26 protein-coding genes and 2 pseudogenes are annotated in these 25,778 nt (G+C 44.1%); 15 read left to right on the plus strand and 13 right to left on the minus strand.

The genetic code is table 11. From position 1 onward, the window contains the following. Positions 1 to 14 precede the first annotated feature (14 nt). Positions 15 to 1,279 (plus strand): annotated as a pseudogene (locus F6K49_RS07040) (RNA-guided endonuclease TnpB family protein). A gap of 31 nt (positions 1,280 to 1,310) precedes the next feature. Further along, positions 1,311 to 2,048 (plus strand): hypothetical protein, encoded by a 738-nt coding sequence (locus F6K49_RS07045; RefSeq protein ID WP_293095386.1) that lies wholly within the window; start codon positions 1,311 to 1,313, stop codon positions 2,046 to 2,048. Positions 2,049 to 2,253: 205 nt separating this feature from the next. On the opposite strand, the gene F6K49_RS07050 is transcribed toward F6K49_RS07045, so the two are convergent. After that, a complete protein-coding gene (locus F6K49_RS07050; RefSeq protein WP_293095389.1) occupies positions 2,254 to 4,047 on the minus strand; it encodes a sodium:solute symporter in 1,794 nt (597 codons plus the stop codon). 1,208 nt (positions 4,048 to 5,255) lie between these two features. Between F6K49_RS07050 and F6K49_RS07055 the strand changes: the two genes are divergently transcribed. The 7 genes and pseudogenes from F6K49_RS07055 (at position 5,256) to F6K49_RS07085 (ending at position 10,896) form a co-directional block, all read left to right on the plus strand. Beyond that, complete coding sequence (locus F6K49_RS07055; RefSeq protein ID WP_293039899.1) at positions 5,256 to 5,573, plus strand: urease subunit beta; 318 nt, start codon at positions 5,256 to 5,258, stop codon at positions 5,571 to 5,573. A gap of 132 nt (positions 5,574 to 5,705) precedes the next feature. Further along, the gene (gene ureC / locus F6K49_RS07060; protein WP_293039903.1) at positions 5,706 to 7,424 is read left to right on the plus strand and encodes an urease subunit alpha; all 1,719 of its coding nucleotides are present in this window, start codon (positions 5,706 to 5,708) and stop codon (positions 7,422 to 7,424) included. A 121-nt stretch (positions 7,425 to 7,545) separates the two neighbouring features. Beyond that, on the plus strand, positions 7,546 to 7,728 hold the full coding sequence (locus tag F6K49_RS07065; protein WP_293024765.1) for a hypothetical protein: 183 nt from the start codon (positions 7,546 to 7,548) through the stop codon (positions 7,726 to 7,728). A 37-nt stretch (positions 7,729 to 7,765) separates the two neighbouring features. After that, positions 7,766 to 8,080: a TMEM14 family protein gene (locus tag F6K49_RS07070; RefSeq protein WP_293024780.1), complete on the plus strand. Its 315-nt coding sequence runs from the start codon at positions 7,766 to 7,768 to the stop codon at positions 8,078 to 8,080. 139 nt (positions 8,081 to 8,219) lie between these two features. Further along, positions 8,220 to 8,999, plus strand: a pseudogene (gene tyrS, locus F6K49_RS07075) (tyrosine--tRNA ligase); the annotation flags it as partial. 198 nt (positions 9,000 to 9,197) lie between these two features. After that, positions 9,198 to 9,917, plus strand: coding sequence for an orotidine-5'-phosphate decarboxylase (gene pyrF / locus F6K49_RS07080; RefSeq protein WP_293024142.1), 720 nt, complete (start codon positions 9,198 to 9,200; stop codon positions 9,915 to 9,917). Positions 9,918 to 9,927: 10 nt separating this feature from the next. Next, the gene (locus F6K49_RS07085; RefSeq protein ID WP_293095392.1) at positions 9,928 to 10,896 is read left to right on the plus strand and encodes a hypothetical protein; all 969 of its coding nucleotides are present in this window, start codon (positions 9,928 to 9,930) and stop codon (positions 10,894 to 10,896) included. 504 nt (positions 10,897 to 11,400) lie between these two features. On the opposite strand, the gene F6K49_RS07090 is transcribed toward F6K49_RS07085, so the two are convergent. Then, positions 11,401 to 12,597 carry a transposase gene (locus F6K49_RS07090; RefSeq protein WP_293024131.1) on the minus strand — a complete coding sequence of 399 codons (1,197 nt, stop codon included), beginning with the start codon at positions 12,595 to 12,597 and terminating at the stop codon, positions 11,401 to 11,403. A 108-nt stretch (positions 12,598 to 12,705) separates the two neighbouring features. Here F6K49_RS07090 and F6K49_RS07095 point away from each other — a divergent pair, with 108 nt between their 5' ends. Together F6K49_RS07095 and F6K49_RS07100 are read left to right on the plus strand one after the other, a co-directional pair. Next, positions 12,706 to 13,050: a hypothetical protein gene (locus F6K49_RS07095; RefSeq protein ID WP_293024134.1), complete on the plus strand. Its 345-nt coding sequence runs from the start codon at positions 12,706 to 12,708 to the stop codon at positions 13,048 to 13,050. 67 nt (positions 13,051 to 13,117) lie between these two features. Then, positions 13,118 to 14,836, plus strand: a complete 1,719-nt coding sequence (locus tag F6K49_RS07100) for a peptide ABC transporter substrate-binding protein (protein ID WP_293024136.1) — start codon at positions 13,118 to 13,120, stop codon at positions 14,834 to 14,836. 181 nt (positions 14,837 to 15,017) lie between these two features. Here the strand turns inward: F6K49_RS07100 and F6K49_RS07105 are convergent, their stop codons facing one another. Continuing rightward, on the minus strand, positions 15,018 to 15,212 hold the full coding sequence (locus F6K49_RS07105; protein WP_293095395.1) for a hypothetical protein: 195 nt from the start codon (positions 15,210 to 15,212) through the stop codon (positions 15,018 to 15,020). 8 nt (positions 15,213 to 15,220) lie between these two features. Between F6K49_RS07105 and F6K49_RS07110 the strand changes: the two genes are divergently transcribed. Then, the gene (locus tag F6K49_RS07110; RefSeq protein ID WP_293095398.1) at positions 15,221 to 16,180 is read left to right on the plus strand and encodes an ABC transporter permease; all 960 of its coding nucleotides are present in this window, start codon (positions 15,221 to 15,223) and stop codon (positions 16,178 to 16,180) included. On the opposite strand, the gene F6K49_RS07115 is transcribed toward F6K49_RS07110, so the two are convergent. Then, entirely contained in the window at positions 16,122 to 16,319 is a 198-nt protein-coding gene (locus tag F6K49_RS07115) for a hypothetical protein (protein ID WP_293095401.1), read from the minus strand. The two genes, F6K49_RS07110 and F6K49_RS07115, sit on opposite strands and share 59 nt — an antisense overlap. A 300-nt stretch (positions 16,320 to 16,619) precedes the next feature. Here F6K49_RS07115 and F6K49_RS07120 point away from each other — a divergent pair, with 300 nt between their 5' ends. Beyond that, positions 16,620 to 17,510: an ABC transporter permease gene (locus F6K49_RS07120; RefSeq protein ID WP_293066714.1), complete on the plus strand. Its 891-nt coding sequence runs from the start codon at positions 16,620 to 16,622 to the stop codon at positions 17,508 to 17,510. A 152-nt stretch (positions 17,511 to 17,662) separates the two neighbouring features. Here F6K49_RS07120 and lepB read toward each other — a convergent pair whose 3' ends face one another. The 4 genes from lepB to F6K49_RS07140 all read right to left on the minus strand — a co-directional run bounded on the left by lepB (position 17,663) and on the right by F6K49_RS07140 (position 21,030). After that, complete coding sequence (gene lepB, locus F6K49_RS07125) at positions 17,663 to 20,170, minus strand: signal peptidase I (RefSeq protein ID WP_293095418.1); 2,508 nt, start codon at positions 20,168 to 20,170, stop codon at positions 17,663 to 17,665. 41 nt (positions 20,171 to 20,211) lie between these two features. Next, the gene (locus F6K49_RS07130; RefSeq protein WP_293042282.1) at positions 20,212 to 20,586 is read right to left on the minus strand and encodes a hypothetical protein; all 375 of its coding nucleotides are present in this window, start codon (positions 20,584 to 20,586) and stop codon (positions 20,212 to 20,214) included. Between the two features lie 171 nt (positions 20,587 to 20,757). Further along, the gene (locus F6K49_RS07135) at positions 20,758 to 20,889 is read right to left on the minus strand and encodes a hypothetical protein (RefSeq protein WP_293066705.1); all 132 of its coding nucleotides are present in this window, start codon (positions 20,887 to 20,889) and stop codon (positions 20,758 to 20,760) included. After that, positions 20,890 to 21,030, minus strand: coding sequence for a CopG family transcriptional regulator (locus F6K49_RS07140; protein WP_293042289.1), 141 nt, complete (start codon positions 21,028 to 21,030; stop codon positions 20,890 to 20,892). Between the two features lie 76 nt (positions 21,031 to 21,106). On the opposite strand from F6K49_RS07140, the gene F6K49_RS07145 reads away from it, so the two are divergent. Beyond that, complete coding sequence (locus tag F6K49_RS07145) at positions 21,107 to 22,426, plus strand: transposase (RefSeq protein ID WP_293066702.1); 1,320 nt, start codon at positions 21,107 to 21,109, stop codon at positions 22,424 to 22,426. Here the strand turns inward: F6K49_RS07145 and F6K49_RS07150 are convergent. Next, complete coding sequence (locus F6K49_RS07150; protein WP_364302003.1) at positions 22,324 to 22,587, minus strand: type II toxin-antitoxin system Phd/YefM family antitoxin; 264 nt, start codon at positions 22,585 to 22,587, stop codon at positions 22,324 to 22,326. The genes F6K49_RS07145 and F6K49_RS07150 overlap by 103 nt on opposite strands. A 77-nt stretch (positions 22,588 to 22,664) precedes the next feature. Between F6K49_RS07150 and F6K49_RS07155 the strand changes: the two genes are divergently transcribed. Further along, positions 22,665 to 22,973 (plus strand): hypothetical protein, encoded by a 309-nt coding sequence (locus F6K49_RS07155; RefSeq protein ID WP_293066699.1) that lies wholly within the window; start codon positions 22,665 to 22,667, stop codon positions 22,971 to 22,973. Between the two features lie 73 nt (positions 22,974 to 23,046). Here F6K49_RS07155 and cobW read toward each other — a convergent pair whose 3' ends face one another. From cobW to F6K49_RS07175, 4 genes are all read right to left on the minus strand, one after another. After that, complete coding sequence (gene cobW, locus F6K49_RS07160) at positions 23,047 to 24,081, minus strand: cobalamin biosynthesis protein CobW (protein ID WP_293042301.1); 1,035 nt, start codon at positions 24,079 to 24,081, stop codon at positions 23,047 to 23,049. A gap of 23 nt (positions 24,082 to 24,104) precedes the next feature. Next, on the minus strand, positions 24,105 to 24,236 hold the full coding sequence (locus tag F6K49_RS07165; RefSeq protein ID WP_293095409.1) for a hypothetical protein: 132 nt from the start codon (positions 24,234 to 24,236) through the stop codon (positions 24,105 to 24,107). Positions 24,237 to 24,332: 96 nt separating this feature from the next. Next, complete coding sequence (locus F6K49_RS07170; RefSeq protein WP_293027245.1) at positions 24,333 to 25,046, minus strand: hypothetical protein; 714 nt, start codon at positions 25,044 to 25,046, stop codon at positions 24,333 to 24,335. Between the two features lie 341 nt (positions 25,047 to 25,387). Then, positions 25,388 to 25,778 (minus strand): HupE/UreJ family protein (locus F6K49_RS07175; RefSeq protein ID WP_293095412.1); only part of this gene is annotated, 391 nt, incomplete at its 5' end.

The raw sequence follows: 25,778 nt of genomic DNA on the forward strand, positions 1-25,778 counted from the left end.
AGAGGTTGAGTGTAATGAAACATAGAGCCGTCAAAGTCAGAATCTATCCCACCCAAGAACAGGTTCAAATCCTTGCCCAACATTTTGGGTGTGCTCGTTGGTGGTGGAATTATGCGCTAAATCAGTGTATAGAAACCTATAAAGAAACTGGCAAAGGGCTAAAACAATCTGCACTCAACTCTATGCTACCAAAACTCAAAAAACAAAAAGAGACTGAATGGCTAAAAGAATGTTATTCTCAGGTTTTACAATCTGTGAGCCTCAATCTTAGTCGTGCCTATCAAAATTTCTTTGTTCGCGTAGCGTGGCCTACGGCCAGGCTAGGGCTGAATATCCTAGGTTCAAATCATATCATCAGCGCCAATCGATTCAGTATCCCCAGAACGTAAAACAAGTTGATGACTGCCTTAAATTTCCTGGGAAATTAGGATTTGTCAAGGCAATAATTCACCGACCACTAGATGGAGAAATCAAAACTGTAACCGTCAGTAAAACCCCCTCTGGGAAGTACTATGCTTCTGTGTTGATGGAATATGATTCGGATTATTTACAGCCTTCCACAAAGGGAAAGTTTATCGGAATTGATTTGGGCATTAAGGATTTTGCTATTACCTACGATGGCGAAAAGATTTCCAAGTTTAGGAATCCAAGGCACTTAGCTAAGTACGAAAATAAACTGGCCAAAAAGCAACGTATTGCTGCCCGAAAGAAAAAAGGCAGTAATGGGCGCAAAAAAGCCAAAAAGATTGTAGCTAAGGTATACGAACAGATTGGAAATGTCCGCCAAGACTACCTCCATAAGCTATCTAGGAAGATAGTTGACAACAACCAAGTAGTGGTAGTCGAAAACCTAAATGTCAAGGGCATGCTGTGCGCTACGCGCACGCTTCGCGAACGTAACCATAAATTAGCTAAAGCAATATCTGATCTAGGTTGGGGAACTTTTGTGAATTTTCTTTCTTATAAGTGCGAGAAAGAGGGGAAAGTGTTGGTCGAAATAAGTCGATGGTTCCCTAGTTCCAAAACCTGCTCTAATTGTCATTACCGAATCAAAAAGTTGCCACTGGATATCAGGACTTGGACTTGTCCAAATTGTGGAACTCATCACGATAGAGATGGTAATGCGGCAAAGAATATTAGGGCAGAAGGCATCAGAATGCTAGCCTCCTCTGGGACGGAGGAGGTCAACGCCAGTGGAGAAGAAGCAAGACCAAGACGTGGACGCCCGTCCAAGTTAAGGCATTCTTCCGTGAAACTGGAAGCCCCGACCTGGCCGTAGGCCACGCTTTCGGCAAAGCCGTTCGCGAAGCGTGGCCTACGGCCTCCGCTGCGCGAACGCGAACAACGTAGTAGGTCGGGGTAGTTCACCTACTTATGCTGAGCAAATGGACTTAGAGACTGAATTTGATATGGCTACTGTCGTCCGAGAAGGCAATCAGCTCAGTAAGAAAAAGCTCTATGGTAATTTTGCCGTGGATATCGTATTGTTCAATGCTCAATTCATTGGTAGTATTACTGGTTTAATTATTGGTTCTATCGTCTTTAGCCTGACTGCTCAGGTAACAGTATTGCCCAGCTTTATGCTTTTTGGCTTTGCTGTGGGAACCTTGATTAAGACCCTAGTGATGTACCCAGATTTCAAGCAATCGTCTCGATCGGATATCTTCACCTTAATGTGTGACCCGTACGCCAGTCCTTTGCGTGGTCGTCCCGTGAAACTCCAAGGTGAGTTAATTGGTCGCGGCGATGCTGGCTATAAATTTGGTTCCGATCTCAAGCTTCAAGACCCCAGTGGGATGATTTATACGCGCTATGCTTCTCGCTTTGGTCCAATCGGTAACTTCCTCTTTGGTAGCAGTAAGGTGCAGAACTTAATTGGCTCCCAAGTCAATGTAGTTGGCTGGTTCCGCAGAGGAATTGCCCCTTGGCTAGACTTGATCCACTTGGAAAGCAATAGCGCCACTGTCAACAGTTACCATCGTTTCTGGTCATTGACTGTTGCAGTTGGAGCAATTATTTTGGGATTTGGACTTTTCTTTGTCCTCTGATATCCTGTCCAGTTGTTTCGGTAATCGGTAATCGGGGGGTTTGAGGGAATAGGGAGTAGGGAGTAGGGAGTAGGGAGTAGGGAGTAGTGATGCAGCGCGGTCTTTCCTACTTTTCCCTGTTCCCGATTCCCGATTCCCGATTCCCGATTCCCGATTCCCGATTCCCGATTCCCGATTCCCTATTCCCTTTGCTATACTTTAAAACTTAATCTAGTCTCACCTCTTTTGACAGGTGTCTAAACCAATTAAAGTACAAACAAATAGATAGGATAATAAATAAAAACAACAGGATACCAAAATTATACCAACGTTTCATCATTAACATGATTCCCATTAAAAACAACACTATCTGCCAAGGAATTCCGATCAATGTAGATAGAATATCCCGCCGATTTTCGTTCCTGATTTTTGCCTGACTATTAGCTGGGAGGTTTTGACGGATTACTCCCCAAAATCCAAACGGTCGAGTGACTCGATAGAAATTATCCATCACCTCCCGGTCAGTTGGCTCAGTTAAAAATGTCCCTAGGATACATCCTAGTAATGAGCAAATGCTGGGAATTAGAAACAGAGCATATTCCTGAAATTGAGCGTAATTTAAATTGGGTATTACTATTGCCTTGGTTAAAATAGCCGCTACCATCCCCGCCACCGTCCCAAGGGCAAATCCATAGCCATTAAAGCGCCACCAGTACCATCTCAACACCAAAGGAATAGACAGTCCAGCACCTAGTCCCAGGGTTAGCCATCCCCAAATGTCATTGATATTGGTGATATTGAAACTAAATAGCAATCCCACCACTACAATTACAATTGATGCCCAGCGGCTTTGAATAATTAGTTGTTGGCTAGAGGCTTGGGGATTGATATAAGCTTGATAAATATCCTTAACCCAGTAAGCAGCACTAGCATTGATGATTGAGTCAAAGGTAGACATAGCTGCTGCAATAAAACAAGCTATCAGCAACCCTTTTATCCCCACTGGCACATATTCTGCGATCACCGTTGGTAAGATAAGTTCAGGGTCAGCAATTACCGCCTTAGTGGTTCCGTAATGGATACCCAATACGGCAAAGGCTGTAACCAAGGGCCAACGGAAAGAAAGCAAGATTATCCAAAATAGGGACAGTAACCCAGCTTCGCGATCGCTTTTTGCGGCAAAATAGCGTTGAATCATATAGCCACCCCCGCCGCCAAACCCTACCATAATTTCTTTGAACAGATAGAATAAAATCACCCCACCGAACAAATTGAAGATGGCATAGTCTCCCGGTAGCTCAACTGCGATTGGAGGTGAGATACTGCTCCACTCCGCGAAATTCCAAGTTTGCAATTGCTCAGCCCCAGGAATCGAGACCGAGAAGGTATCCGGGATAGTTGCCGTAGAGAATGCGATCGCACAAATATAGATAATCGCAATAAAAATCAAAATACCTTGAAATACATCCGTCCATACCACGCCGTAAAAACCGCTAACAGCCGTGTATACCAGGGCGAGCAAAATCAAAAATATCGAAGCATAGCGGTCATCAATACCCAGAAATTCCCCCAAGAATTTGCCCCCCCCAACCGAAAAGTAACTCATTGAGCCAATAGCAAAGATAATATTAGCAACAGCACTTATGATCCGAGCCGTATTGCCTTCCCGTCCTGAGCCGAAGCGCAAGTGCATCCATTCCGCCAAAGTCATCACCTTTGCCCGTCGGTTCCACTTGCCCATGAATATCATAAAAATAGCCATAATTAAGACAACGCCACCCCGGATTTCGATGAAAAATCCCTTCGTTCCCAGAGCATAAATTAAGGCGCTGATCACCATCGTCCCAGCCAAATCAGTATTGGAGGCCATTCCAGAAGCCCCCAAAACCCACCAGGGCAGATTGCGATTTCCCAAAAAGTAGGATTCTATACCCTCAGATGCTTTCCGTTGAAGAATAACCCCAAAAAGGACTATACAAATCAGGTAAATAGTAACAATGATGTAATCAACTGGATGCATTAATTTTATTATGAAGGATTAAGGATTAAGTATTTCGGCTTGGGCAATCACTACTGGCTTGATCTCGGAAAAATCAATGGCGACAAGAAAGTTTTGCATGATATCAAGTCCGAAGCGCATTGGTATTGTATAACACAAGAGTCTTCTGCAGGTGTTGAGGCTATGGACTCTCAATACCAATAACAAATGACAACGGACTTTTGACCAAAAAACTAAGACTATAAACGAACGACGCCAGCAGACTTGATCTGATCTAAACAGTCAACTATTAGCAGTCGGCTAACGATATAGCTTTATCCTGGACAAGCAGTTAATATATTCCTCTTCTGTCACTCTCCGAATTAAATAAGTAATAAATATGGAAGTTTATCAAGAATAAAAAAACGGTTTAACCAGAATTATTTACGGGTAAATCTGCCCAAACTAATTCACTTTTAGTTTGTTTAAATCCATATTCCACCCAAGCTCTTATTTGATATATTTTGCCAAATTTGTCATAGGTTATTTTGGGAATTTTCGTCATGACAAACCAAGTTGAATCGGCTGGTATTCTCTCTTTATCCGTTGTGCTCTCCCAATATTGTCTTAATCCTCTCTTTCCCTAAATAACTTCTCTGTCTTGATGCAAAGGGCGAGTGGTTTGTTCGCGTTCGCCTTTGGCGTGGCCTACGGCCAAGCGCGCCTTTGGCGATAGTTACCGTAAGAGAGGGTCGCCTTTATAGTCAGCAGGTTATGCAGAAAAGGGTTAAATATTTTTGAATAAGGCGACCCTCTCGCTTCGTTTCGTCTGCCGTGGTTTCCCCCACTCGCGCTTTGCATCAAGACAATGGTGTAATCCTTGTGCATTTTCTAACCCTACTACCTTACCTATCTCTGGTCAACTATTTCAAAGTCACTAAGCACGTCCCAAATGAATGTATTTAAAGTACTCCTAGGCTCTTACTTCTACAAATAAGTTTTTGTACAGTTCACAGTATGTATCTACTTTTCTCACTGTGGAAGCAGCCTGTCTCGCCTCTACCATACTCGACTGACGGGTTTAATAGGTTTGCTCTTCATTTTACAACTCCCTGAGTGACAGAAGAGAGGTAGATGCGTTTGCCCTGCTTCAGTGTGTCAGTTAAGGCTACAAAAAAAATCGAATTTACGAGATAATCAACTAATTCACGAGATAATAAAAAGCTAGTCAGGGTTTAAGGAGTTAGTTAGTGATTCCAGGCGAAATCATTCCCCAAACAGGGGAAATAGAACTCAATGCTGGTCGTGCAACCATCAGAGTACGGGTAGCGAATACAGGCGATCGCCCTATTCAAGTAGGGTCTCACTTTCACTTCTTTGAAGTCAACGAAGCTCTCCAATTTGACCGGGAAGCCACTAAAGGCATGCGCTTAAATATTCCAGCTGGCACCGCTATCCGCTTTGAACCGGGAGACGAACGAGAGGTGGAATTAGTCACTCTTGTCGGTAGTCGTCAGGTCTACGGCTTCAATGGCAAAATTAATGGTCAACTTGATAGCTCAACTTGATATATAACTACTATTTTTTTCTAAAGCAAGCCCTACCCACAGGTAATCCGAGAGTTTGGCCAAGGGGATAAAATTACCCATTACCCATTACCCATTACCCATTACCTATTACCCTCAATCAAGGAGTTATTGATGAGTTATCGTATGGATCGTCGTGCCTACGCCGAAACTTATGGTCCTACCGTAGGCGATCGCATCCGCTTGGCTGATACAGAACTAGTGATCGAAGTGGAACAGGACTACACCACCTATGGTGATGAAGTTAAATTCGGTGGTGGTAAAGTGATTAGAGATGGAATGGGACAATCCCCCATCTCCCGCGCTGAGGGTGCTGTGGATTTGGTGATCACTAATGCCCTCATCCTGGATTGGTGGGGTATTGTTAAAGCCGATATTGGTATTAAAGATGGCAAAATAGTCAACATTGGCAAAGCCGGAAATCCCTACATCCAAGACAATGTCACTATTATTATTGGTCCTAGCACCGAAGCAGTTGCTGGGGAAGGAATGATTGTCACGGCTGGGGGGATTGATGCTCACATTCACTTTATTTGTCCCCAACAGATTGAAACTGCGATCGCATCTGGTATCACTACTATGATCGGCGGTGGTACAGGTCCAGCCACTGGCACTAACGCCACAACCTGTACTCCTGGTGCTTGGAATATTCACCGGATGCTGCAAGCTGCGGATGCATTTCCTGTGAATCTAGGGTTTTTAGGTAAAGGCAATAGTGCCAAACCCGAGGGATTACAGGAACAAGTGATAGCAGGTGCGATGGGATTGAAGCTGCACGAAGACTGGGGGACTACTCCAGCCGCTATTGATACCTGTTTAAGTGTGGCGGATCAGTTTGATGTCCAGGTGGCAATTCATACCGATACCCTAAATGAAGCCGGGTTTGTGGAAAATACCATTGCTGCCTTCAAAAACCGAGTCATTCACACCTACCACACCGAAGGAGCAGGGGGAGGTCATGCTCCAGATATTATTAAAGTGTGTAGTGAAGCTAATGTATTGCCCTCTTCTACCAATCCTACCCGTCCCTATACCCTTAATACCCTAGAAGAACATCTCGATATGCTCATGGTGTGCCATCACCTAGACCGGGGCATTCCTGAAGATGTGGCCTTCGCTGAGTCCCGGATTCGTCGGGAAACTATTGCTGCTGAGGATATCCTTCATGATTTAGGGGCTTTTAGTATGATTGCCTCTGATTCTCAAGCCATGGGACGGGTGGGTGAAGTGATTATCCGTACCTGGCAGACAGCCCACAAAATGAAAGTGCAACGGGGAATGTTATCCACCACTACTGGGGAAACTGGGGAAAATGACAATTTCCGAGCCAAGCGTTACGTTGCCAAGTATACGATTAATCCTGCGATCGCTCACGGAATTGCTAATTATGTTGGTTCCATCGCAGAAGGGAAGCTAGCCGATTTGTGTCTGTGGCGTCCAGCCATGTTTGGAGTCAAGCCAGAGATAGTGATTAAAGGTGGTGCGATCGCATGGTCCCAAATGGGTGATGCCAATGCTAGTATTCCCACACCCCAGCCGATTCATATGCGTCCGATGTTTGGTAGTTTTGGTGGTGCGATCGCAGCCACATCCGTTACCTTTGTCTCCCAAGCTGCCTTAGACCAAGACATCCCAGCTCAAATTGGCTTACAAAAATCTGCTGTTGCCGTTTCCAACACCCGAAACTTGAGCAAGACCGACATGAAACTCAACGATGCCTTGCCACAGATTGAGGTCAATCCAGAAACCTATGAAGTCAGAGCTGATGGGGAATTATTAACATGCGAGCCCGCAACGGTTTTACCCATGGCACAGCGTTACTTCTTATTTTGATAATAGCAGTTATCAATTGGGTGAGGTACAAATCCTTGGGTTTTAGGGAGCAGGGAGCAGGGAGTAGGGAGTAGGTGTAATATTTGTGGAGTTGGAGACCCGGAGCCAGGGAGGGGGGGGAGTGAACAAAAATCCTGTGTACCTGATGAGTATGATAATTGCTATAGCCGTTATAGGGTTTACCATATTTATAAGGTACATTCAACTAGTTACCCCTACTCCCTACTCCCTACTCCCTACTCCCTACTCCCTACTCCCTAATGTTAAGTTTTCTGCTGAACTGACCATAGAGGTATCGAGCTAGAGGTATAACTTAGTTCAGTTTGACAAAAAATTTAACGATGAATCTAAGTATTGCAGCAGTACTCTTATACGGAATCTTAGCCCTGATCGGGGGAATCATGGGCTATGCTAAAGCCAAAAGCAAAATATCTCTCATTTCTGGTATAATCAGCGGTTTATTGCTAATATTTGCTGGAATAATGCAGCTTCAAGGACAACCCTGGGCACAAACTTTAGGGATAGCCGTAGCAGCTGCACTGGTGATTGTGTTTGCCATCCGGCTCGCTAAAACTCGCAAGTTTATGCCAGCTGGACTCATGATCATTGCTGGTGTGGTGTCTCTAGGGGTGATGCTTTATCCAGCTATGGCTTAAAACCAGGCTTTTATATAGTCCCGCAACTAAACCCCAATAAATAGGTATAAAACAGTATTTAACTGTATAAAACCGACATTGACATTTTGCTAGCGCTAGAGTACACTTAAGATGTAGGACACAGTCAGTTAACAATGCCAAGTTGTTAGCCACTATGACCGTAGGGCAAATGCTGGCTAAGGAAGGGTTTGCTGAACGCTATCAACAACAAAATCCTATTTTCCTCCATGAGTTTCTCTACCCATTGATGCAGGGCTATGATTCTGTGGCAGTTAAGGCTGATGTGGAGTTAGGGGGAACTGACCAAAAGTTTAATATTGCCTTGGGACGGGATTTACAACGGCATTTTGGGCAATCTCCCCAGTTCGGCTTACTGCTGCCAATTTTGATTGGGACGGATGGGATACAGAAAATGTCCAAGTCTTTGGGGAATTATGTTGGCTTGTCAGATGATCCCCTGACCATGTACTCGAAGCTGGAGGGGACACCAGATGATCTGTTGAAGCAATATTTTGAGCTGTTGACTAATGTGCCATTGGATCAGCTTCCAGCACAGCCACGGGAGCAGCAAAAACAATTGGCTCTGACTATTGTGAGCCAATATCACGGTGAAGCAGCGGCAAAAGAAGCTCAGCAAGCAGCACTGAACTTAGTAAAGGGTAGCACCACTGGTACGGGGGATTCTGTGCCAGAATTTTCATTGTCTTCTGTGGAGTTTCCCGCTAAGTTGTTCTATATCCTTAAAGAGTCGGGTTTGTGCCAAAGTAGTGGCGAAGGAAGGCGACAGATTCAAGGGGGAGGTGTTAAGTTGGATGGCGATCGCATTTCAGCGGTTGACCAGACCTTTGATTCCCCTGATCAATTGGTGGGAAAGGTTTTGCAGGTGGGGAAAAAGAAGTTTGCCCGTTTAGTGAGTTGAAGGTATCACTGGAGGTTAGGAGGTTGAAGGTTAGGAGGTTGAAGGTTAGGAGGTTGAAGGTTAGGAGGTTGAAGGTTAGGAGGTTAGAAGGTTAGAAGGTTAGAAGGTTAGTAGGTTGAACGCGATCGCGTGGCCGAAAGGCCAGGGTTAGAAGGTTAGAAGGTTAGTAGGTTAGAAGGTTAGGAGGTTAGGAGGTTGATGGTTGAAGATCGGATTATTGTTCCTTTGGATGTGCCGAGCCTGGAAGATGCGATCGCATTAGTGGAACAGTTGCCTGAGGTTAGCTTTTGGAAAGTAGGTCTGGAACTGTTTGTGAGCACTGGTTCTGAGATTATTCATGCTCTCAAACATCGGCAAAAGCGGATATTTCTGGATCTTAAATTTCACGATATCCCCAATACGGTAGCTGGAGCAACAAGGGTTGCAGCCGCCTATGGTGTGGACTTAATCACCATTCATGCCGTTGCTGGTCGCAATGCTCTTAAACGAGCGGCTGAAGCGGCAGTTGAGGGAGCTTTGGCAGCGGGATGTCCCCCCCCGAAGTTAATTGGTATTACTCTACTGACCAGTCTCAATTCCCGGGATTTGGCCTTTGACCTGAAAATTCCGATCGAGTTGCCCGAATTTGTCTTACAAATGGCACTACTAGCTCAAGAGTCAGGTTTGAATGGGGCAGTGTGCTCCCCCATGGAAGTATCACAGCTACGACAAGTGTGTGGTGATGATTTTCTCCTGGTTTGTCCAGGAGTACGCCCCCAATGGTCCGAACAAGGTGATCAACGACGGGCAATGACCCCAGTAGCTGCTCTACAAGCTGGTGCAGATTACCTAGTCATAGGGCGACCAATTACCGCTGCTGACGACCCAGTGGCTGCCTGGAATAGGATTTGTGAGGAATTAGCTGGTACTAGTGTATAGCTTTCAGCTGATGGGATTACTTCTCATTGCTTACTTGGGATTACAGATTAATGGGTTGAACCTTAGCAAGTTGAACCTGGAAGGTTTCCCAGAACAGTTTCAACTAGCGTTCTTTCAGAAGTTGGCAACAGGGAACAGGGAACAGGGAACAGTGGACAAGAATTCACGAAAAGCAATGCAGCGCGGTCTTGGGGGAAACCCCCACTCGCTATTGCATCAAGAACAGTATCAGAAAACTACTTTTGAAAGAGGTCTACTGTTCAACCTACCCTACTCGAACGCCAAAGCCCAACAACCAAACCACCTCCAACCTATCAACTTTCAACCTATCAACTTTCAACCAAACCACCTCCAACCTATCAACTTTCAACCTGCCAACCTTGGCCTATTGGCCACGCTACGCGAACAATCTACTAACCTCCAACCTCCCAACCTTAACCCTTCAAGGTTCTTCCGACCTGCCAACCTTGAACCTTCACCCGATCAAACCTGTTCGGTAGAGGTGGAAACCTTAACCTCCCTATTGCTTAAGGATTTACCTAGCTATGCCAATCGAGTGATTCAGAGAGCGCGGCGCTCAGACTCGACTCTGGACAATTTCAGTTATGTCATCGTGGCAGGAAAGCCAGAGTTTGAACCTCTGCCCCTTAAGTCGTTTCAATCCACGACCGTACCTAACCCAACAGATACCGAAGCACTTGAACAAATCTTTCTAACTACCCTAGAGCGCAAGTATTTCAAGGATAAAGCTGTAGAGCTTCAGAATTATCACTGGCTATTTTTGACCAAAAGCTCTGATGGTTGGCGCTTAGTGATGATTTTTTCCCGTATTGGTTCTGTTTCAGAAGGCAAACTTCCCACACCGCCACGGGAAAGTACTAATGGTGTTATTGGTCAAGCGGTTAAGACTTGGCTGCGGGATTGTCGTGCTGGGACAATTCGATCCTTTGAACAGAATCCCGTCAATTCCGATCCTTGAGATGGCTAAGCATTCAGCGGTCAGTGGTCAGCGGTCAGTGGTCAGCGGTCAGTGGTCAGCGGTCAGTGGTCAGCGGTCAGTGGTCAGCCGTCAGTAGTTAGCCGTCAGTGGTCAGCTGTCAGCTTATTTTATTCAAAAGCACCGATTGCGCATCAGCTGATAGCTGATAGCTGATAGCTGATAGCTGATAGCTGATAGCTGATAGCTGATAGCTGATAGCTGATAGCTGATAGCTGATAGCTGATAGCTGATAGCTTAAGTTTAGAAAGATTTAAGAATTTAGCAATTTTCAAGGAATTATTGAGATGTATGTGAATCAAAAATGCGATTGACCGTTCGCGAAGCGTTGGGCTTTGCCCGAAAGGTCACGCTACGGGAACGCATTTGCCAACACTAGCTGGTTTCCTTTACTCTTCTACAATCTCGACTAAGTCCTGAACCATTACATCAAACGTCCTGGCTAATTTATCCATAGAAGTATATTGACACTCCCCACTGATAGAATCAGGGGGATTCTTGGTTCAACGAGCTGACTTGCTCAACCAGACCGGAATCAGGAAGAGTAGAGGCCAATTCTCCCCAAGCGTTAAGTAAAGTTCCGGTGTGCCCCACCGTACTTAAGGCTCTAGTTAAAATATTTTTGGCAGCATTGTGGTCTCTGTCTAGCTGACATCCACATTCACAGACATGGGTTCTAGTAGATAATGATTTTTTGACCACTTTGCCACAGCTGGAGCAATTTTGGCTTGTATAAGCAGGGTTCACTGCAACAGTTACCCGCCTAAACTTTTGCCCAAAATATTCCAACCATTCCCTAAACTGGTACCAACCTGCATCATTAATAGACTTAGCGAGACAGTGATTTTTAACTAAATTTTTAACCCTCAAATCTTCATAAGCGACCAAATCGTTAGATTGGATTACGCAACGTGCCAGTCTCTTGGCATGTTCTTCACGCTGCCTACTTATTTTGAGGTGCTGTCTACCTAGTTTATTGATAGCTTTCTTCCGGTTAGCAGAGCCTTTCTTCTTTCGGGAAACTCGACGTTGATAAAATTTTAATTGTTTCTCTCCACTGCGATAGAATCTAGGATTAGGTTCAGCATAGCCATCAGAATCAGTGTAAAATTCTTTTAATCCGACATCTAACCCCACAGTAAAGCCAGTAGCTTCTAGCTGTTCTGAGTTATCTACCTTGACGCAAAACTGGACATAGTACCCATCGGCTCTTTGAACAATCCGAACTCGCTTAATTAGCTTCTGGTCGAAGCACCACAAGTCCCAGGTGCCTTTGAGCTTGACTTGCCCAATGCCTTTCTTGTCTGTGAATTTTATAGACTTCTTATCTGGGGATAACTTCCATCCAGATTGCTTATATTCGACTGACCTAGAATGCTTTTTGAAACGGGGATAACCTTTCTTCCCAGGGATTTTATTCTTGCAATTATCAAAGAAACGTTTGATAGCGCGTTCTACATTCTCAACTGATGCCTGACAAGCATGACTGTTGAGGTCTCTGACAAACTTGAATTCGTCTCTTAGTTGAGTGTTGTAACGATAGAGTTCTTTTTTCCCTGTACCACGATTGTCCATCCAGTACCGAAGTACTTTATTGCGGACAAAGCGAGCCGTTCTAATGGCTTCATTTATTGCCAACCTTTGAGGCTCTTTGAGAACAGCCTTGAACTCCATGACCAACACTCGTGTATCACCTCCTTGGGTTCTTACTTTACTTACTATTATAGACTACAATCTAGATTTAAAAGTCCCCGAACAGTTAGGGAATAAATTCCCGTTCGGGCTAACCCCATGAATAGAATTCAGGGGCTTGCGCCCTCAGGATTTTCGGTCACTGAAAATACGGTAGCCTTGTTTTTTAATATCCAACCAGAGGAAATTTATCGCATCGATTGCTGGCAGCACGTTGTTTACGTACACGCCAAAGGTGTCAGTCAATTTGTCAGCTACGCCGATTTTCCGCCAATTTTAGGGGTAGACCCCCCAAAAACTGGAGATTACGACCGCTGGCTTAAACGGCGAAAAGGCACAAATCCAAGCAATCCCTGGGTTTTTGGAGCCGATTCTACGCCCAGCAGTTTAAGCAAGCTTCCTCAAAGCTTAATCTTTATCAGTGGGGAAAATTGGTTGGTCTAGTCAAAGGTGTACTTTTTGAGGCAGAATTGCAACAATTGCGGCAAATTTATGTGAACGAGAAAAGTTGGTGGGACGATTTTTGACTAGATACTATATCCTGATTCTATTGAGTCTTCTGTGTTTAACTGCCTGTAATTCTCCTGATAGTGGAGTTTTACAGTCCAACCAGGACAGTACTTTGAAGCTACTGTACTGGCAAGCACCCACTATCCTCAATCCTCATCTTTCCAATGGTTACAAGGATTCCGAAGCCAGTCGGATTACCCTGGAACCCCTGACTAGTTATGACAAAAATGGGGAGATGGTGCTGTTTTTGGCAGCAGAAGTCCCTACGGTAGAGAATGGTGGAATTGCGGCTGATGGTAAGTCGGTGACTTGGAAACTAAAGCGCAATGTAAAGTGGTCCGATGGCACCCCTTTCACCGCTGCTGATGTGGTGTTCACTTACGAATTCATCACCAATGCAGCAGTAGGCTCGACTAGTGCTAGTACCTATAAAACTATCAAAAACGTTGAAGCAATCGACGACTATACAGTCAAAGTCAACTTCAAGGATGTTAATCCAGCTTGGTTTTTAGTCTTTTCCGGTAGTGCTGGCATGATTTTGCCACGCCATTTATATCAAGATTTCAATGGTGCCAATGCACGACAAGCGCCAGCCAACTTGATGCCTGTAGGAACCGGTCCCTATCAGGTCGTAGAATTTAAGCCAGGGGATACCGTAGTTTATCAGCCAAACCCTAACTTCCGAGAAGGGGATAAACCCTATTTCGAGCGAGTAGAATTAAAAGGCGGTGGTGATGCTACCTCTGCTGCTAGAGCAGTCTTACAAACTGGTGATGGGGATTATGCTTACAATCTGCAAGTGGAAGCACCTGTGTTGAAGCGACTAGAAGCAGGGGGTAAAGGTAAAGTCGTGGCTATCTTTGGGGCGTTGGTAGAACGGATTTTAATGAATCAAACCGACCCCAATCAACAAGCTCCGTCTGGAGAACGGTCTAGTCTCAAATTCCCCCATCCGTTTTTCAAAGACAAGCGGGTGCGTCAGGCTTTTAACCTAGCCCTAGACCGGGAAACCATTGCTCAACAGCTTTATGGACCAACGGGCAAAGCCACAGGGAATTTCTTAGTGTTACCAGAGCAATATAATTCCCCTAATACTACCTATGAATTTAACCCTAAAAAAGCGGTAGCCTTGTTGGAGGAAGCAGGCTGGAAAGATACCAATGGTAATGGGATTCGGGATAAGGATGGGGTCGAGATGACCGTGTTGTTTCAGACTTCGGTCAATCCTGTCCGCCAGAAGACCCAGGAAATTGTTAAACAGACCCTAGCCTCGATTGGAGTTGGGGTAGAACTTAAGAGTATTGATGCCAGTATTTATTTCTCTGGTGATCCAGCCAACACCGATACTAATCAACGCTTTTATGCTGACCTACAAATGTACACCACAGGGAATGATAGTCCTGACCCTGGTGCGTATCTGAAAACCTATACCTGTGATGAAATTTCCCAGAAAGCTAATCAATGGTCTGGGCAAAATCACTCTCGCTACTGTAATCCGAAATACGATCAGCTTTGGCAGCAGTCTACAAAGGAGTTAGACCCAGAAAAACGTCGGAAAATCTTTATCCAGATGAATGACTTACTGGTTAAAGATGATGTGGTAGTTTTGCCCATTGTCCATCGGGCTGACGTAGCTGGGTTTAGCAATCAGTTGGAAGGTTATGACTTCACACCATGGGATACCAATACTTGGAACATTATGGATTGGAAGCGGAAGTGATAGTTATATCAAGTCCGGTTGAATACCCATAATTAACGGGAGTGTGGGGAGATGGGGAGATGGGGAGATGGGGAGATAGGGAGATTGGGGAGATTTTTATTAAGCGTAATTATCCTGACATGATATTAGTACTCATTGCTTATTCGTTAATTAACAAGATTCAAGTTTCAAGATTCAAGTTTCAATTAACTATAGCATTTTCCATACTTATGAGGTAGACAATATTTTTCCCCGATTCCCGATTCCCGATTCCCGATTCCCGATTCCCGATTCCCGATTCCCGATTCCCGATTCCCGATTCCCGATTCCCGATTCCCGATTCCCGATTCCCGATTCCCGATTCCCTATTCCCTACCAAATTGAAAACCGCTATCATCAATTTTCATGACGCGATACCTAATTAATCGTCTTTTAGTTTCCATTCCCACCTTAATTGCTATCAGTATCGTAGTATTCGGTATCTTGGCTTTAGCACCTGGAGACCCGATGGGGGAATTTGCGACTAATCCTTCCATTACTCCGGAAGTTCGGGAAAATATTCGTCGAGCCCTTGGTTTAGACCAACCCATCCCGATTCGGTATATTAAATGGGCGTGGTCATTTATCCAAGGGGATATGGGATATTCTTTCACTAGCCGTAGTCCCGTTAGTGACCTAATGCTCCAGCGTTTACCTACTACGTTATGGGTTGTGGGTTCCGCTTATATCTTTGCTGTATTGCTGGCGTTTCCCTTAGGAATAATTTCGGCACTTAAACGTTACTCAATCTTTGATAACATTGTCACCACTCTCGCCTTTCTAGGATTTTCTCTACCAACCTTTTTCACTGGTTTGCTGTTCATTATTCTATTTAGTGTTCAGCTAAATTGGTTCCCTTTTATCTACGATAGCACCCTTAAGGTAACAGATTGGAATAGTTTTGTAATCCAAGTCAAGCAGTCTATCATGCCCATCGTAGTATTGGGATTATTTCAAGCAGCAGTATTGATGCGTTTTATTCGTTCATCCATACTCGAACAGCTAAATCAAGACTACGTCCGTACTGCTTACGCTAAGGGATTACATCAATTTGTAGTGGTCAATCGCCATATCTTACGGAATGCTTTGATTCCGGTTGTTACTTTAGTCGCCCTAGATATTCCTACTGTATTTACTGGTGCTTTAATCACTGAACAAGTGTTCCGAGTACCTGGAATTGGTGCGTTGCTGATTGATTCTATCTATCGAAACGATACACCGGTAGTGATGGCTATTACCTTTATCTACGCTATTTTAATTGTGGTCTTTAATCTAGTCGCTGATCTCCTTTATGGCATTCTAGATCCGAGAGTTCAAATAACATAGTAGGGAGTAGGGAGTAGGGAGTAGGGAATAGGGAGTAGGGAGTAGGGAGTAGGGAGTAGGGAGTAGGGAGTAGGGAGTAGGGAGTAGGGAGTAGGGAAGAAAAATTATCGCAATTCTCTGTCTTGATGCAGTCGCTCATGGGGGAAACCCCCAAGACCGCGCTGCATCGCTATGCCATGAGGTACAAAGGGATCCCCCTAAATCCCCCTTGATAAGGGGGACTTTGAGGTTGATAACGGTACCTCATAAATCCTAGAAACGCTATATCACAATTCATGATAGCGTTTATCATAGCTATGAGGTACAAATAATTTTTTCCCTATTGCCTATTGCCTATTGCCTATTGCCTCTTGCCTCTTCCCTGCTCCCTGCTCCCTGCTCCCTGCTCCCTAAAGCCCAATAATTTTTACCTTATCCAATTGACAACTGATGTATCGAAATGAGTGTTCTGTGGAAGTTTTTTGGTGGAGATGGATGGCGTCGGTTTCGCCAAGACCGAATGGCTGTAATCGGGTCTATTGTACTTCTAATTATGGTGATTACCATTGTTTTAGGGCCATTCATTAATACAACACCTATTGACAAAATTGACTTTAGTCTATCCAGTGCGCCACCGAGTTGGGCACATCCTTTTGGTACTAATGATTTAGGTCAGGATCAACTGGCTCGGGTATTGTGGGGGGGACGCATCTCGTTAACGGTGGGGATTGCGGCTATGGTAGTGGCGATTTCCTTGGGGACGTTAATTGGAGCGTTATCCGGTTTCTATGGAGGAGTAATTGATACGTTTCTGATGCGTCTGACGGATTTATTTTTAGCATTACCTCAGCTACCGTTGTTACTGTTAGTGATTTATTTATTCCGCGATGTCATGCGGCAGCTGGCTGGGCCAGAGTTGGGTATTTTTATATTGATAGTGCTAGTCATTGGTTGCTTGAATTGGATGTCCGTGGCGCGATTAGTAAGAGCTAGTTTCTTGACAGTGCGGGAGATGGATTTTGTGACAGCCGCTCGCTCGATTGGTGCTAAACCTCGTCGATTGATTTGGGCTCATATTCTTCCTAATGTGCTTAGTCCGGTAATTGTTGCGGCTACCTTAGCGGTGGGAAATGCGATTATTACTGAGTCTACCTTGAGTTTTTTAGGCTTAGGGTTTCCCCCTGATGTTCCGACGTGGGGACGGATGCTATTTGATGCCCAAAATTATATTGAAATAGCGCCTCATATGGCAATTTTTCCGGGATTAGCGATTTTTTTAACAGTGCTTAGTATTAATTATATTGGGGATGGATTGAGGGATGCTTTGGATCCGCAAACTAGGAGGAAGTAGGGAATCGGGAATCGGGAATCGGGAATCGGGAATCGTTGCGTAGGGTGCGTTAGGGGGGGCTCTTATTTTTAGCCTCGTAGCCAGTTGAAACAGCCCGCCCCGTAACGCACCACCAGGTCAAATTACAACAGCTTTTATAGCAACAAATATAATTAATCCACCCTACCAAACCGCCCAAAGGGAAAAAGACGGAATAAGACTCTACCATCAATTTTCTCCCTAGTCACCAAGTCCATCAACAACTTATCCTGATCATCTGGATTTTCACCCAAAACTAAATAGCAACAAGAAGGGATTTCTCTCTCTACTTCGTCGTCATCTTGGATAGGAATTCCTTGAATGTAGTCAGTTTGCAGCCGTTGACCATTGACATAAACCTCTCCTTGCTTAATGGCAAACGTTTCCCCAGGTAACGCCACAATCCGCATCATAATGTACTTCTTACCATTAAAGCCTTGCTTCGCCAAATTCTTGGTAACCCGAAAGTGAATCACATCTCCGTGGTGGAATTTCCGCCAATTACGGGTGACTCTATCCGTGAGAACCACATCACCGCTCTGGACTACTGGTACTACCGTTGATTTTAGCCCACTGTCAACCCTATAGATGCTGCTACTAAGAATTAGAAAAACAAACAGAGAAAATCCCAACAGAATATAGCCCAGCACAATATTTTTAGTTTTAGAACCTTCAATCAGGGGGGGAGGAACAGGTTTATTGCCCACAAAATGCTGACGCAGGGCATCATGAAGAAAACGGTAACGGCCTCCCACTTGCTGGATCAAGCGCCGTTGTGCGGCATAACTGAGGAACCTGGCATAGTTCCAAGGAATTGCTCCCCTTTGCCACAAAATTAGCCTCAGGGTCAAGTGCGGTATCCAGTCTTGACCCCCACTTGCTAGTGCCGAAACCAAGCCTATAAGTAAACCCATTGTTAAAGCGCTAGTCAAATCAAGGTTAGCTCCTGTAACGATGAAGAAAAGCGGATAAATTAATGCCCAAGCCGGAAAAGCAAACAGGGGAATAATAAACGTTTTTTTAAACGATTCTTTGATACCTTGATTAGGTTGTACCTTAGCTTTAATTTCTGTTCTTAGCCCATAAATCAGCCCATAAATCAGCCCAGAACTTAACCCAAAAATTAACCCATAAATCAGCCCATAAATTAGTCCTAAAATCAGCCCATAAATCAACCCTAATATCAGCCCTAATATCAGCCCATATATTAGCCCATAAATCAGCCCTAATATCAGCCCATATGTCAGACCATATTTCACACCATACCAATTTATAATAAAAGCTTCAGCAGTTAGTTCGTAGTATTTGAAATTCTCTAAAAATAGCCCATAAATCAGCCCTAAAATTAACCCATAAATCAGCCCATAAATCAACCCTAATATCAACCCTAATATCAGCCCTAATATCAGCCCTAATATCAGCCCAGAAATTAATCTAAAAGCAAGTCTTTCTCCACCCTTATTCAACCAATATAACTGCATATTTTCAATTAAAAATTCAGTGGTTGAATCTGCTACTAATTGCCGAGCTATATAAGTCAACCAATGTCTAGTATCCTCATCCCCATAAGGAACTCCCTTGGGATATTTTTGCTGATCAAGGGGTAACTTTAAGCGCTCCTCCACATAGGCTGACCACAGTTGTGCTTTATTGGTAATCGGCTGCCCCTGGTATGCTGTCACCATCACGTTTAAAAACAGGGGTTTATCTGCCAGTTCTCTCATCTGGGCATCACTGGATAGCACTTGCCAGAACTCCCGTTTACCCAGGCGCTGGAGATACTCTTGGATTTGGACATCATTGGGGGACTGCAAGCAATAAGCCCCATTAAGTTTACGTAGTTTGACTCTTCCCTGCTGATATTCTTCCAGGCGACAGCAAACCACCCCACGGCGTTGGATGTCTTGCTTGAAAAACTGATTAATTTTGGTGACGCACAGCCGTTGACGGGGTATGCCTAACTCGTCTAAACCATCCAGAAGGGGCAGTAGTTGATGGTTTTCCAGCCATTGTTGGCTGATTTTTTCGTCAATGCTGTAATTGTTTTTGAGTTGAGCCACTAACCATTGATCAAGGGGTTGCTGATCATGTTTCCAGGCAGAAAGCTCGAAGATGATGGGGATCGGTGCAGCATTATTCTGTTGTGCTTGCTTAACTAAATCCTCGGCTAGTCTTAGTAAAGTGGTCGTTTTTCCAGACCCCGGTTCCCCTAAAATGAGTAACCGACCTTTCACATCTGGCCGTTCAAATACCTCCATTGCTGAGGTTTGAGGCGGTAGGGGAATTACTTTCTGTCGCTGGTCACGTTCTACCGCCCCCTTGCTCTCCTCCATTGGTAATTCCAGATACAGATTCATCTCTAACTTGTCTTGGTGCAGAGAATCCTGGAGTCGAGTTGTTACCTCCCGCTTGACTTCTACCAGTAACTGTTTGCGAATGCAACTAGCAGCATACTGATCACGGTCGAGCCAGCCAATTAGCTTGCGTTGTAATTCTCTCCAAAGGGGAGCTGGCACATGTCTTTGCTGCTCCGAATTATAAATGTAATCACCCTCAACATAAAAACCTTGGTGATTCACATTAGCCTCGCGGTGATGTTCTGTATTAATTTCACGCTCTGGCCGCTTTCGTTCTTCAGTCACAACTGTCAATCAAGCTAGGGTGATCGAGGTGTAGTTTGGTGTTAAGACTGCTGAGTTTGCTGCCAATCTTCCAGCGCACCGATAACAAAACTAGCAGCCGGATGGTTCAGCAGTTGCTCAAAAGCACTTACACCCCCAGCTTTCAAGGCACTGAGTACTCTATTACTCAAAGCAGGGTTAGTGTCAATCTGCTCAACTGCTGCTGCTGCCACCTTCATCTTTCCAGTGGTAGTATCAGTAGGGTAAGTTTTGTCTAAGGTCTCTAGTAATTCTTGAATCTGTGCCGCAGCTTTCGCGAGGTTTTGTTTTTGCTCTGGGTTATTGTTATAGTAATCGCCCTCGATGTAAGTACTTTGGTCGTTGTTGTGGGTTTCACGGTTATATCTACCTGCTTGAATATTGCGATCGCCACTCATAACTAACTTGTCCTTAGCCGCTCACGGTAAAGCGATTCGTCTATCCCTTTTCAGCCATGAGCACCATCAATGCACTAAAAATGGGAGTATTGGCTGTATAGTAGCTAGATTAGTAAGAGATTGACTGAATGTCAACTCTGTGACAAAGTAATGCCGTCTTTCTTACCCTTGTTACAACTTAATACCCAATTCCTCTTTCAGTTCTTCCAAAGGTTGAGCTTTATGGCGGCAGCCCCGCGCTGTACCCGATAGGGTCAGCGTCGGGAAGGATAGCCCGGTGATGGAATGAAATGGAATCACCAACTAATAATCCTGGGGGACAGGGAGACGAGCTATAAAACTCCTAATCAATTCAGATGGGGTCATCCCTCTCTTGTCGGCTTCCTGTTTTAATTGTCGTTTTTCAAAGTCAGTTACTCTGACTATCAACTTTTTATCTTTCATGTTTTTACTGTTATGGGTTGTCAGATGGCTACCCATATGTTAGACTAATAATAGGTCGATAAGCAAGAGGACAAAAATGATATCTGCATATCAATACCGGTTAAGACTGACAAAGTCGCAAATTACAAAAATAGAGAAATGGCTGGATATGTTGCGTCATCAGTACAACTATTTGTTGGCAGATAGGTTTAATTGGTTTGAGCAAAATCGCTGTTCTATTAATTCTTGTTCCCTTGTTTGTCATTTACCAGATCTAAGAAACAATCCTGACTACTTTTCCCAAAAAAGAACTCTACCTCAGTTAAAGAAAGACAGACCTTGGTATAGTGATATTCATGCTCACGTATTACAGGATTGCGTTAAAAAAGTAGATTTGGCTTTCAAGCGGTTTCTTAAGGGAGATAGCAATGGTAAAAAGAGCGGAAGACCTCGATTCAAAAGTAAAAATAGATACAAGTCATTTACTTTTCCGTCACTTTCAAATAATCCAATAAATGGCAACATTTTGACTCTTCCAAAATTTGGTAAAGTCAAAATGATTTATCACAGACCTATTCCAGAAGGATTCAAAATAAAAACAGCTACTATAACCCGAAAAGCTGACGGCTATTACGTCACGCTGTCAATCCAAGATGGTACGGTTCCGGATATTATCTCAGTAGACAGCATCGAAAATCCCGTCGGAATAGATATGGGTCTTAAGTCTTTTCTGACAAAGTCTGATGGTTCAGAGGTACCAATACCCCAATACTATCGAAAAGCTCAAAAACGGTTAAAGAAAATTCAAAAAGCTGTTAGCCGTTCTAAGAAAGGTAGTAACAACAGTAAGAAAGCTGTTATTAAGCTAGGAAAAGCTCATAAAAAAGTGGCTGACACTCGAAAAGATTTTCATTTTAAAACAGCCAAAAGTTTGCTAGACGAATATGATCTAATCGCTCACGAGAAGTTAAATATTAAAGGTTTGGCCAGAACTAAAATGGCTAAATCTGTATTGGACGCTGGATGGGGACAATTTCTGTCAATACTATCAAACAAAGCCGAAAATGCTGGTTTGCTTACAGTTGCAGTAAATCCTCGAAATACCAGTCAGAACTGTTCTAATTGTGGCACGAAAGTACCTAAAAAATTAAAAGACCGCATCCATTCTTGTCCTCATTGTGGATACACGAAAGATCGCGATGTGAATGCGGCTAAAAACATATTGAATTTGGCGGTGGGGCGTCCCGTCAGGAGTAAAGCTTGCCGAGTAACCGAAGGGGTACCTGGTGTTGGCAAGAAGCCCGCGTTGTCCCGTCAGGGCAACGTCGGGAGTACGTCACGAGTAGCTTCTTCTGACTCTGCCCATTCCAAAGCCCTAAACAGGCGCTTGGCATTTTCTGGCGATCGCAACAGGTAAATAGTTTCTAAGATACCAGACAATTCATCTTCAGCAATTAACGCGACATTTTTCTGGTTATCACGCTTGATTACGATAATTTCGCGTTCATCGTAAACTTGATCTAGGATGCTAGCTAGGTTAGCTTTTGCTTGAGAATAGGTAATTTCCCGACTTAACATCGTTTCACTGAGGCTGATTTGTAGATCATTATTGTACATACCTCACATGGAAACTGCACCGTAATCTGATCGGTGGAATGGGCATATTGGTGGAACAGGCATCTTGCCTGTTTCATGTTCCGGCATATTGGTGGAACAGGCATCTTGCCTGTTTCATCTTCCAGCATATTGGTAGAACAGGCATCTTGCCTGTTTCATCTTCCGGCATCTTGGTAGAACAGGCATCTTGGTGGAACAGGCATCTTGCCTGTTTCATCTTCCGCCATCTTGGTGGAATGGCCATCTTAGTGAAACAGGCATCTTGCCTGTTTCATGTTCCGCCATCTTGGTGGAACAGGCATCTTGCCTGTTTCATTCCCGAGCGGGCAAGATGCCCACTCTACTAAATTGGTTATTCCCGATTCCCGATTCCCGATTCCCGATTCCCGATTCCCGATTCCCTATTCCCTGTTCCCTTTATTACCCAAATACCTCCTGAATTCCTAACTGCTCCAAGCCTTGCCCAATCAACACCAAGCGAGTCTGACGCTTTTCATCAGCTTGCCAAGCACGGTCAAAGAAACTCTCAATGCGATCGCCTACTCCTTGGATCACCATCCGCATGGGTTTATTAGCAACATTCACAAATCCCTTAATACGATAAATCTCTTGCTGTTGCACCAATTGTCGTAATTTTGTCTTGATTACCTGTGGATCAAATGCCTGATCTAAAATCAAATTAACTGAATTAATATCATCATCATGGTCATGGTCTTCTTCATGGTCATGATGGCTAGGACGTGATTCTAAATTATCTTCCACTCCGGCATTAAATCCTAGCAGTAAATCAGGACTAATGTCTCCCTCCTGACAAGGAACGACTTTCACACTACTTGGTAACTGCTGTTGCAACCAATTGTTTACTTTGGTTTGAGTAGGACTATCCACTAAATCCACTTTAGTCAACAGCACCATATCAGCACAAGCTAGCTGGTCTTCAAACAATTCCTCGATGGGAGTTTCATGTTCCAAGGTTGGGTCAGCCTGACGTTGGGCTTCTAAAGCATTGATATCGCTCACTAAAGTACCAGCCGCTAAGGCATCGCAGTCTACGACAGTCACCACCCCATCCACCGTAGCGCCCGTGCGAATTTCTGGCCAACGAAAGGCTTGAACTAGAGGTTTAGGCAACGCTAATCCCGAGGTTTCAATCAGGATATTATCAATCTTGTCACGACGCTTCAGCAATTCTTGGATTGTCGGTAAGAATTCTTCCTGAACCGTGCAACACAGACAACCATTCGCTAGTTCTAAAATATTATTATTGGCGTCATCGTCTTCATCACAAATCTGACAGGAACGCAATAATTCCCCATCAATCCCTACTTCACCAAATTCATTAACAATTACAGCAATGCGCCTGCCCTGATTATTTTGGAGCAGGTGACGCACGAGAGTAGTTTTGCCACTACCGAGGAATCCAGTAACAACAGTAACAGGAATTTTTGCAGCCATTTTAAATAAGTTAAGGAGTAAAGTTAAGGTTTAAGGTTGGTTGGTTGAAGGTTGAAGGTTGAAGGTTGGTTGAAGGTTGAAGGTTGAAGGTTATTTTGTTGAAAGTTGAAGGTTGGTTGGTTGAAGGTTGTTCGCGTAGCGTGGCCAAAGGCCAAGGTTATTTTGTTGTTCGCCTTTGGTGTTCAGTTTAGGGTAGATTTAAGGTTGGGATATATATCCGTCAAGAAGGTAAGACATCAATATCTCAGGGTTCATTTAGAACGTTTAATCGGGTGATATTCGATCGCCATCCAGATACAATCCGTATCTGAATAATACTGATGCCACGGATAGGTATATTGCTGGTTTTCGTGTACTTCACAAAAAGGAACGATCTGGGTGTATCCCTCAGTCATCAAGAGATCTTCATAGAGAGTCCCAAAATCTTTTTCTTTGAACTTCTGCATTCGTCCCTGTCCCAAAACTTGGGTGTGAAGCTCAATAAAGTCATGTTGGTTATGGATTGCACAATCGGTACGAGAAGGAGCATACCAGAGGTTAACTTTAACAGAGAACTTTTCTTGTTGATGGGGTGTACTCGATTGCCTTGCCATAAAATAGGGATCGACTTCTAGAATTCCCGCCTCATCTTGAGGAGACTTCCACAGCGGTATATTTTTGGGGAAGTGGATCAAATTACCTAATAAATTCCACCCAGGCTCAAAAACAATCTTGCCGATGTTGTTGCTCTCTACTCCCTCCAGCAAAAGTAATGATTTGGCTTTTTGGACAGTAGTATTTTTGAGGATGGTAGATGAAAAAGCCGGAATAATGCTGGTGTTATTTTCGCTCAGGTAAGCATCTGTCTCTTCAGGATTAACGGTGATAGTACGACTGTTAATGGGATAATTTTCCACATTTTCAACGTACTTCGCATCTATGTAGGCACCGGAAAAGTTAAGTTGTTTAACTTGGTTAGCTTTCATCGGTTTTTGACACAGAATTAAAGGACTAGCTACCTAAGAGGTTGTCTGAGAAGTCTCATTTGCTACATCCAAGCCCCCGTTTCCCAAGGGAGCAATCCCTCGCTTGGGGGACTTTTAGCAGCAAATTGATTCTTCCCCACCGGTGCGCACCGCATAATTGGGGGGCTAGGGGGGCAAAATTCAGTATCAAAAAACTTTTTAGATATCCTCTAAGGCGAAAGGCAAAATGAAGAATGGTGAATGCTGAAAGCAGAATACATAAAGCAGAATTATAAATTATCATCAATTCTCAATTCTACATTCTTAATTCTTAATTCTTAATTCTACATTCTTAATTCTTCTTATCCAAAAATTGCAGAGGATAGGAAAACGACTCCTACTGAGCAGATACCAAAGCCTAAAATTCGCATCAGTGGGAAGGGTTGATCTTTCCATTGTTTGATCAACCTCTGACTCAGCCCTAGGGCTAGGATGGCAATACCATACTGAATCACACTGAAGCCAATCAGGTAAGCCAATAGTGGACTCATTTCAGCACCTACAATTGCTTCACCATAGGCATAGCCATGAAAAATACCAGCTAAGCTAGCTAACCCTAGCACTACGGATATATTGGGAATTTTGGCACTCAACAGTAGTCCGCCAAAGAGCACCACTGAAGTTGCGATCGCAATCTCTGGTATTGGCAAGTCCATTCCCAGCAAGTGAATACCTGTCCCGACTAGGGTGGTG

It is taken from the genome of Moorena sp. SIO3I6 (assembly GCF_010672095.1).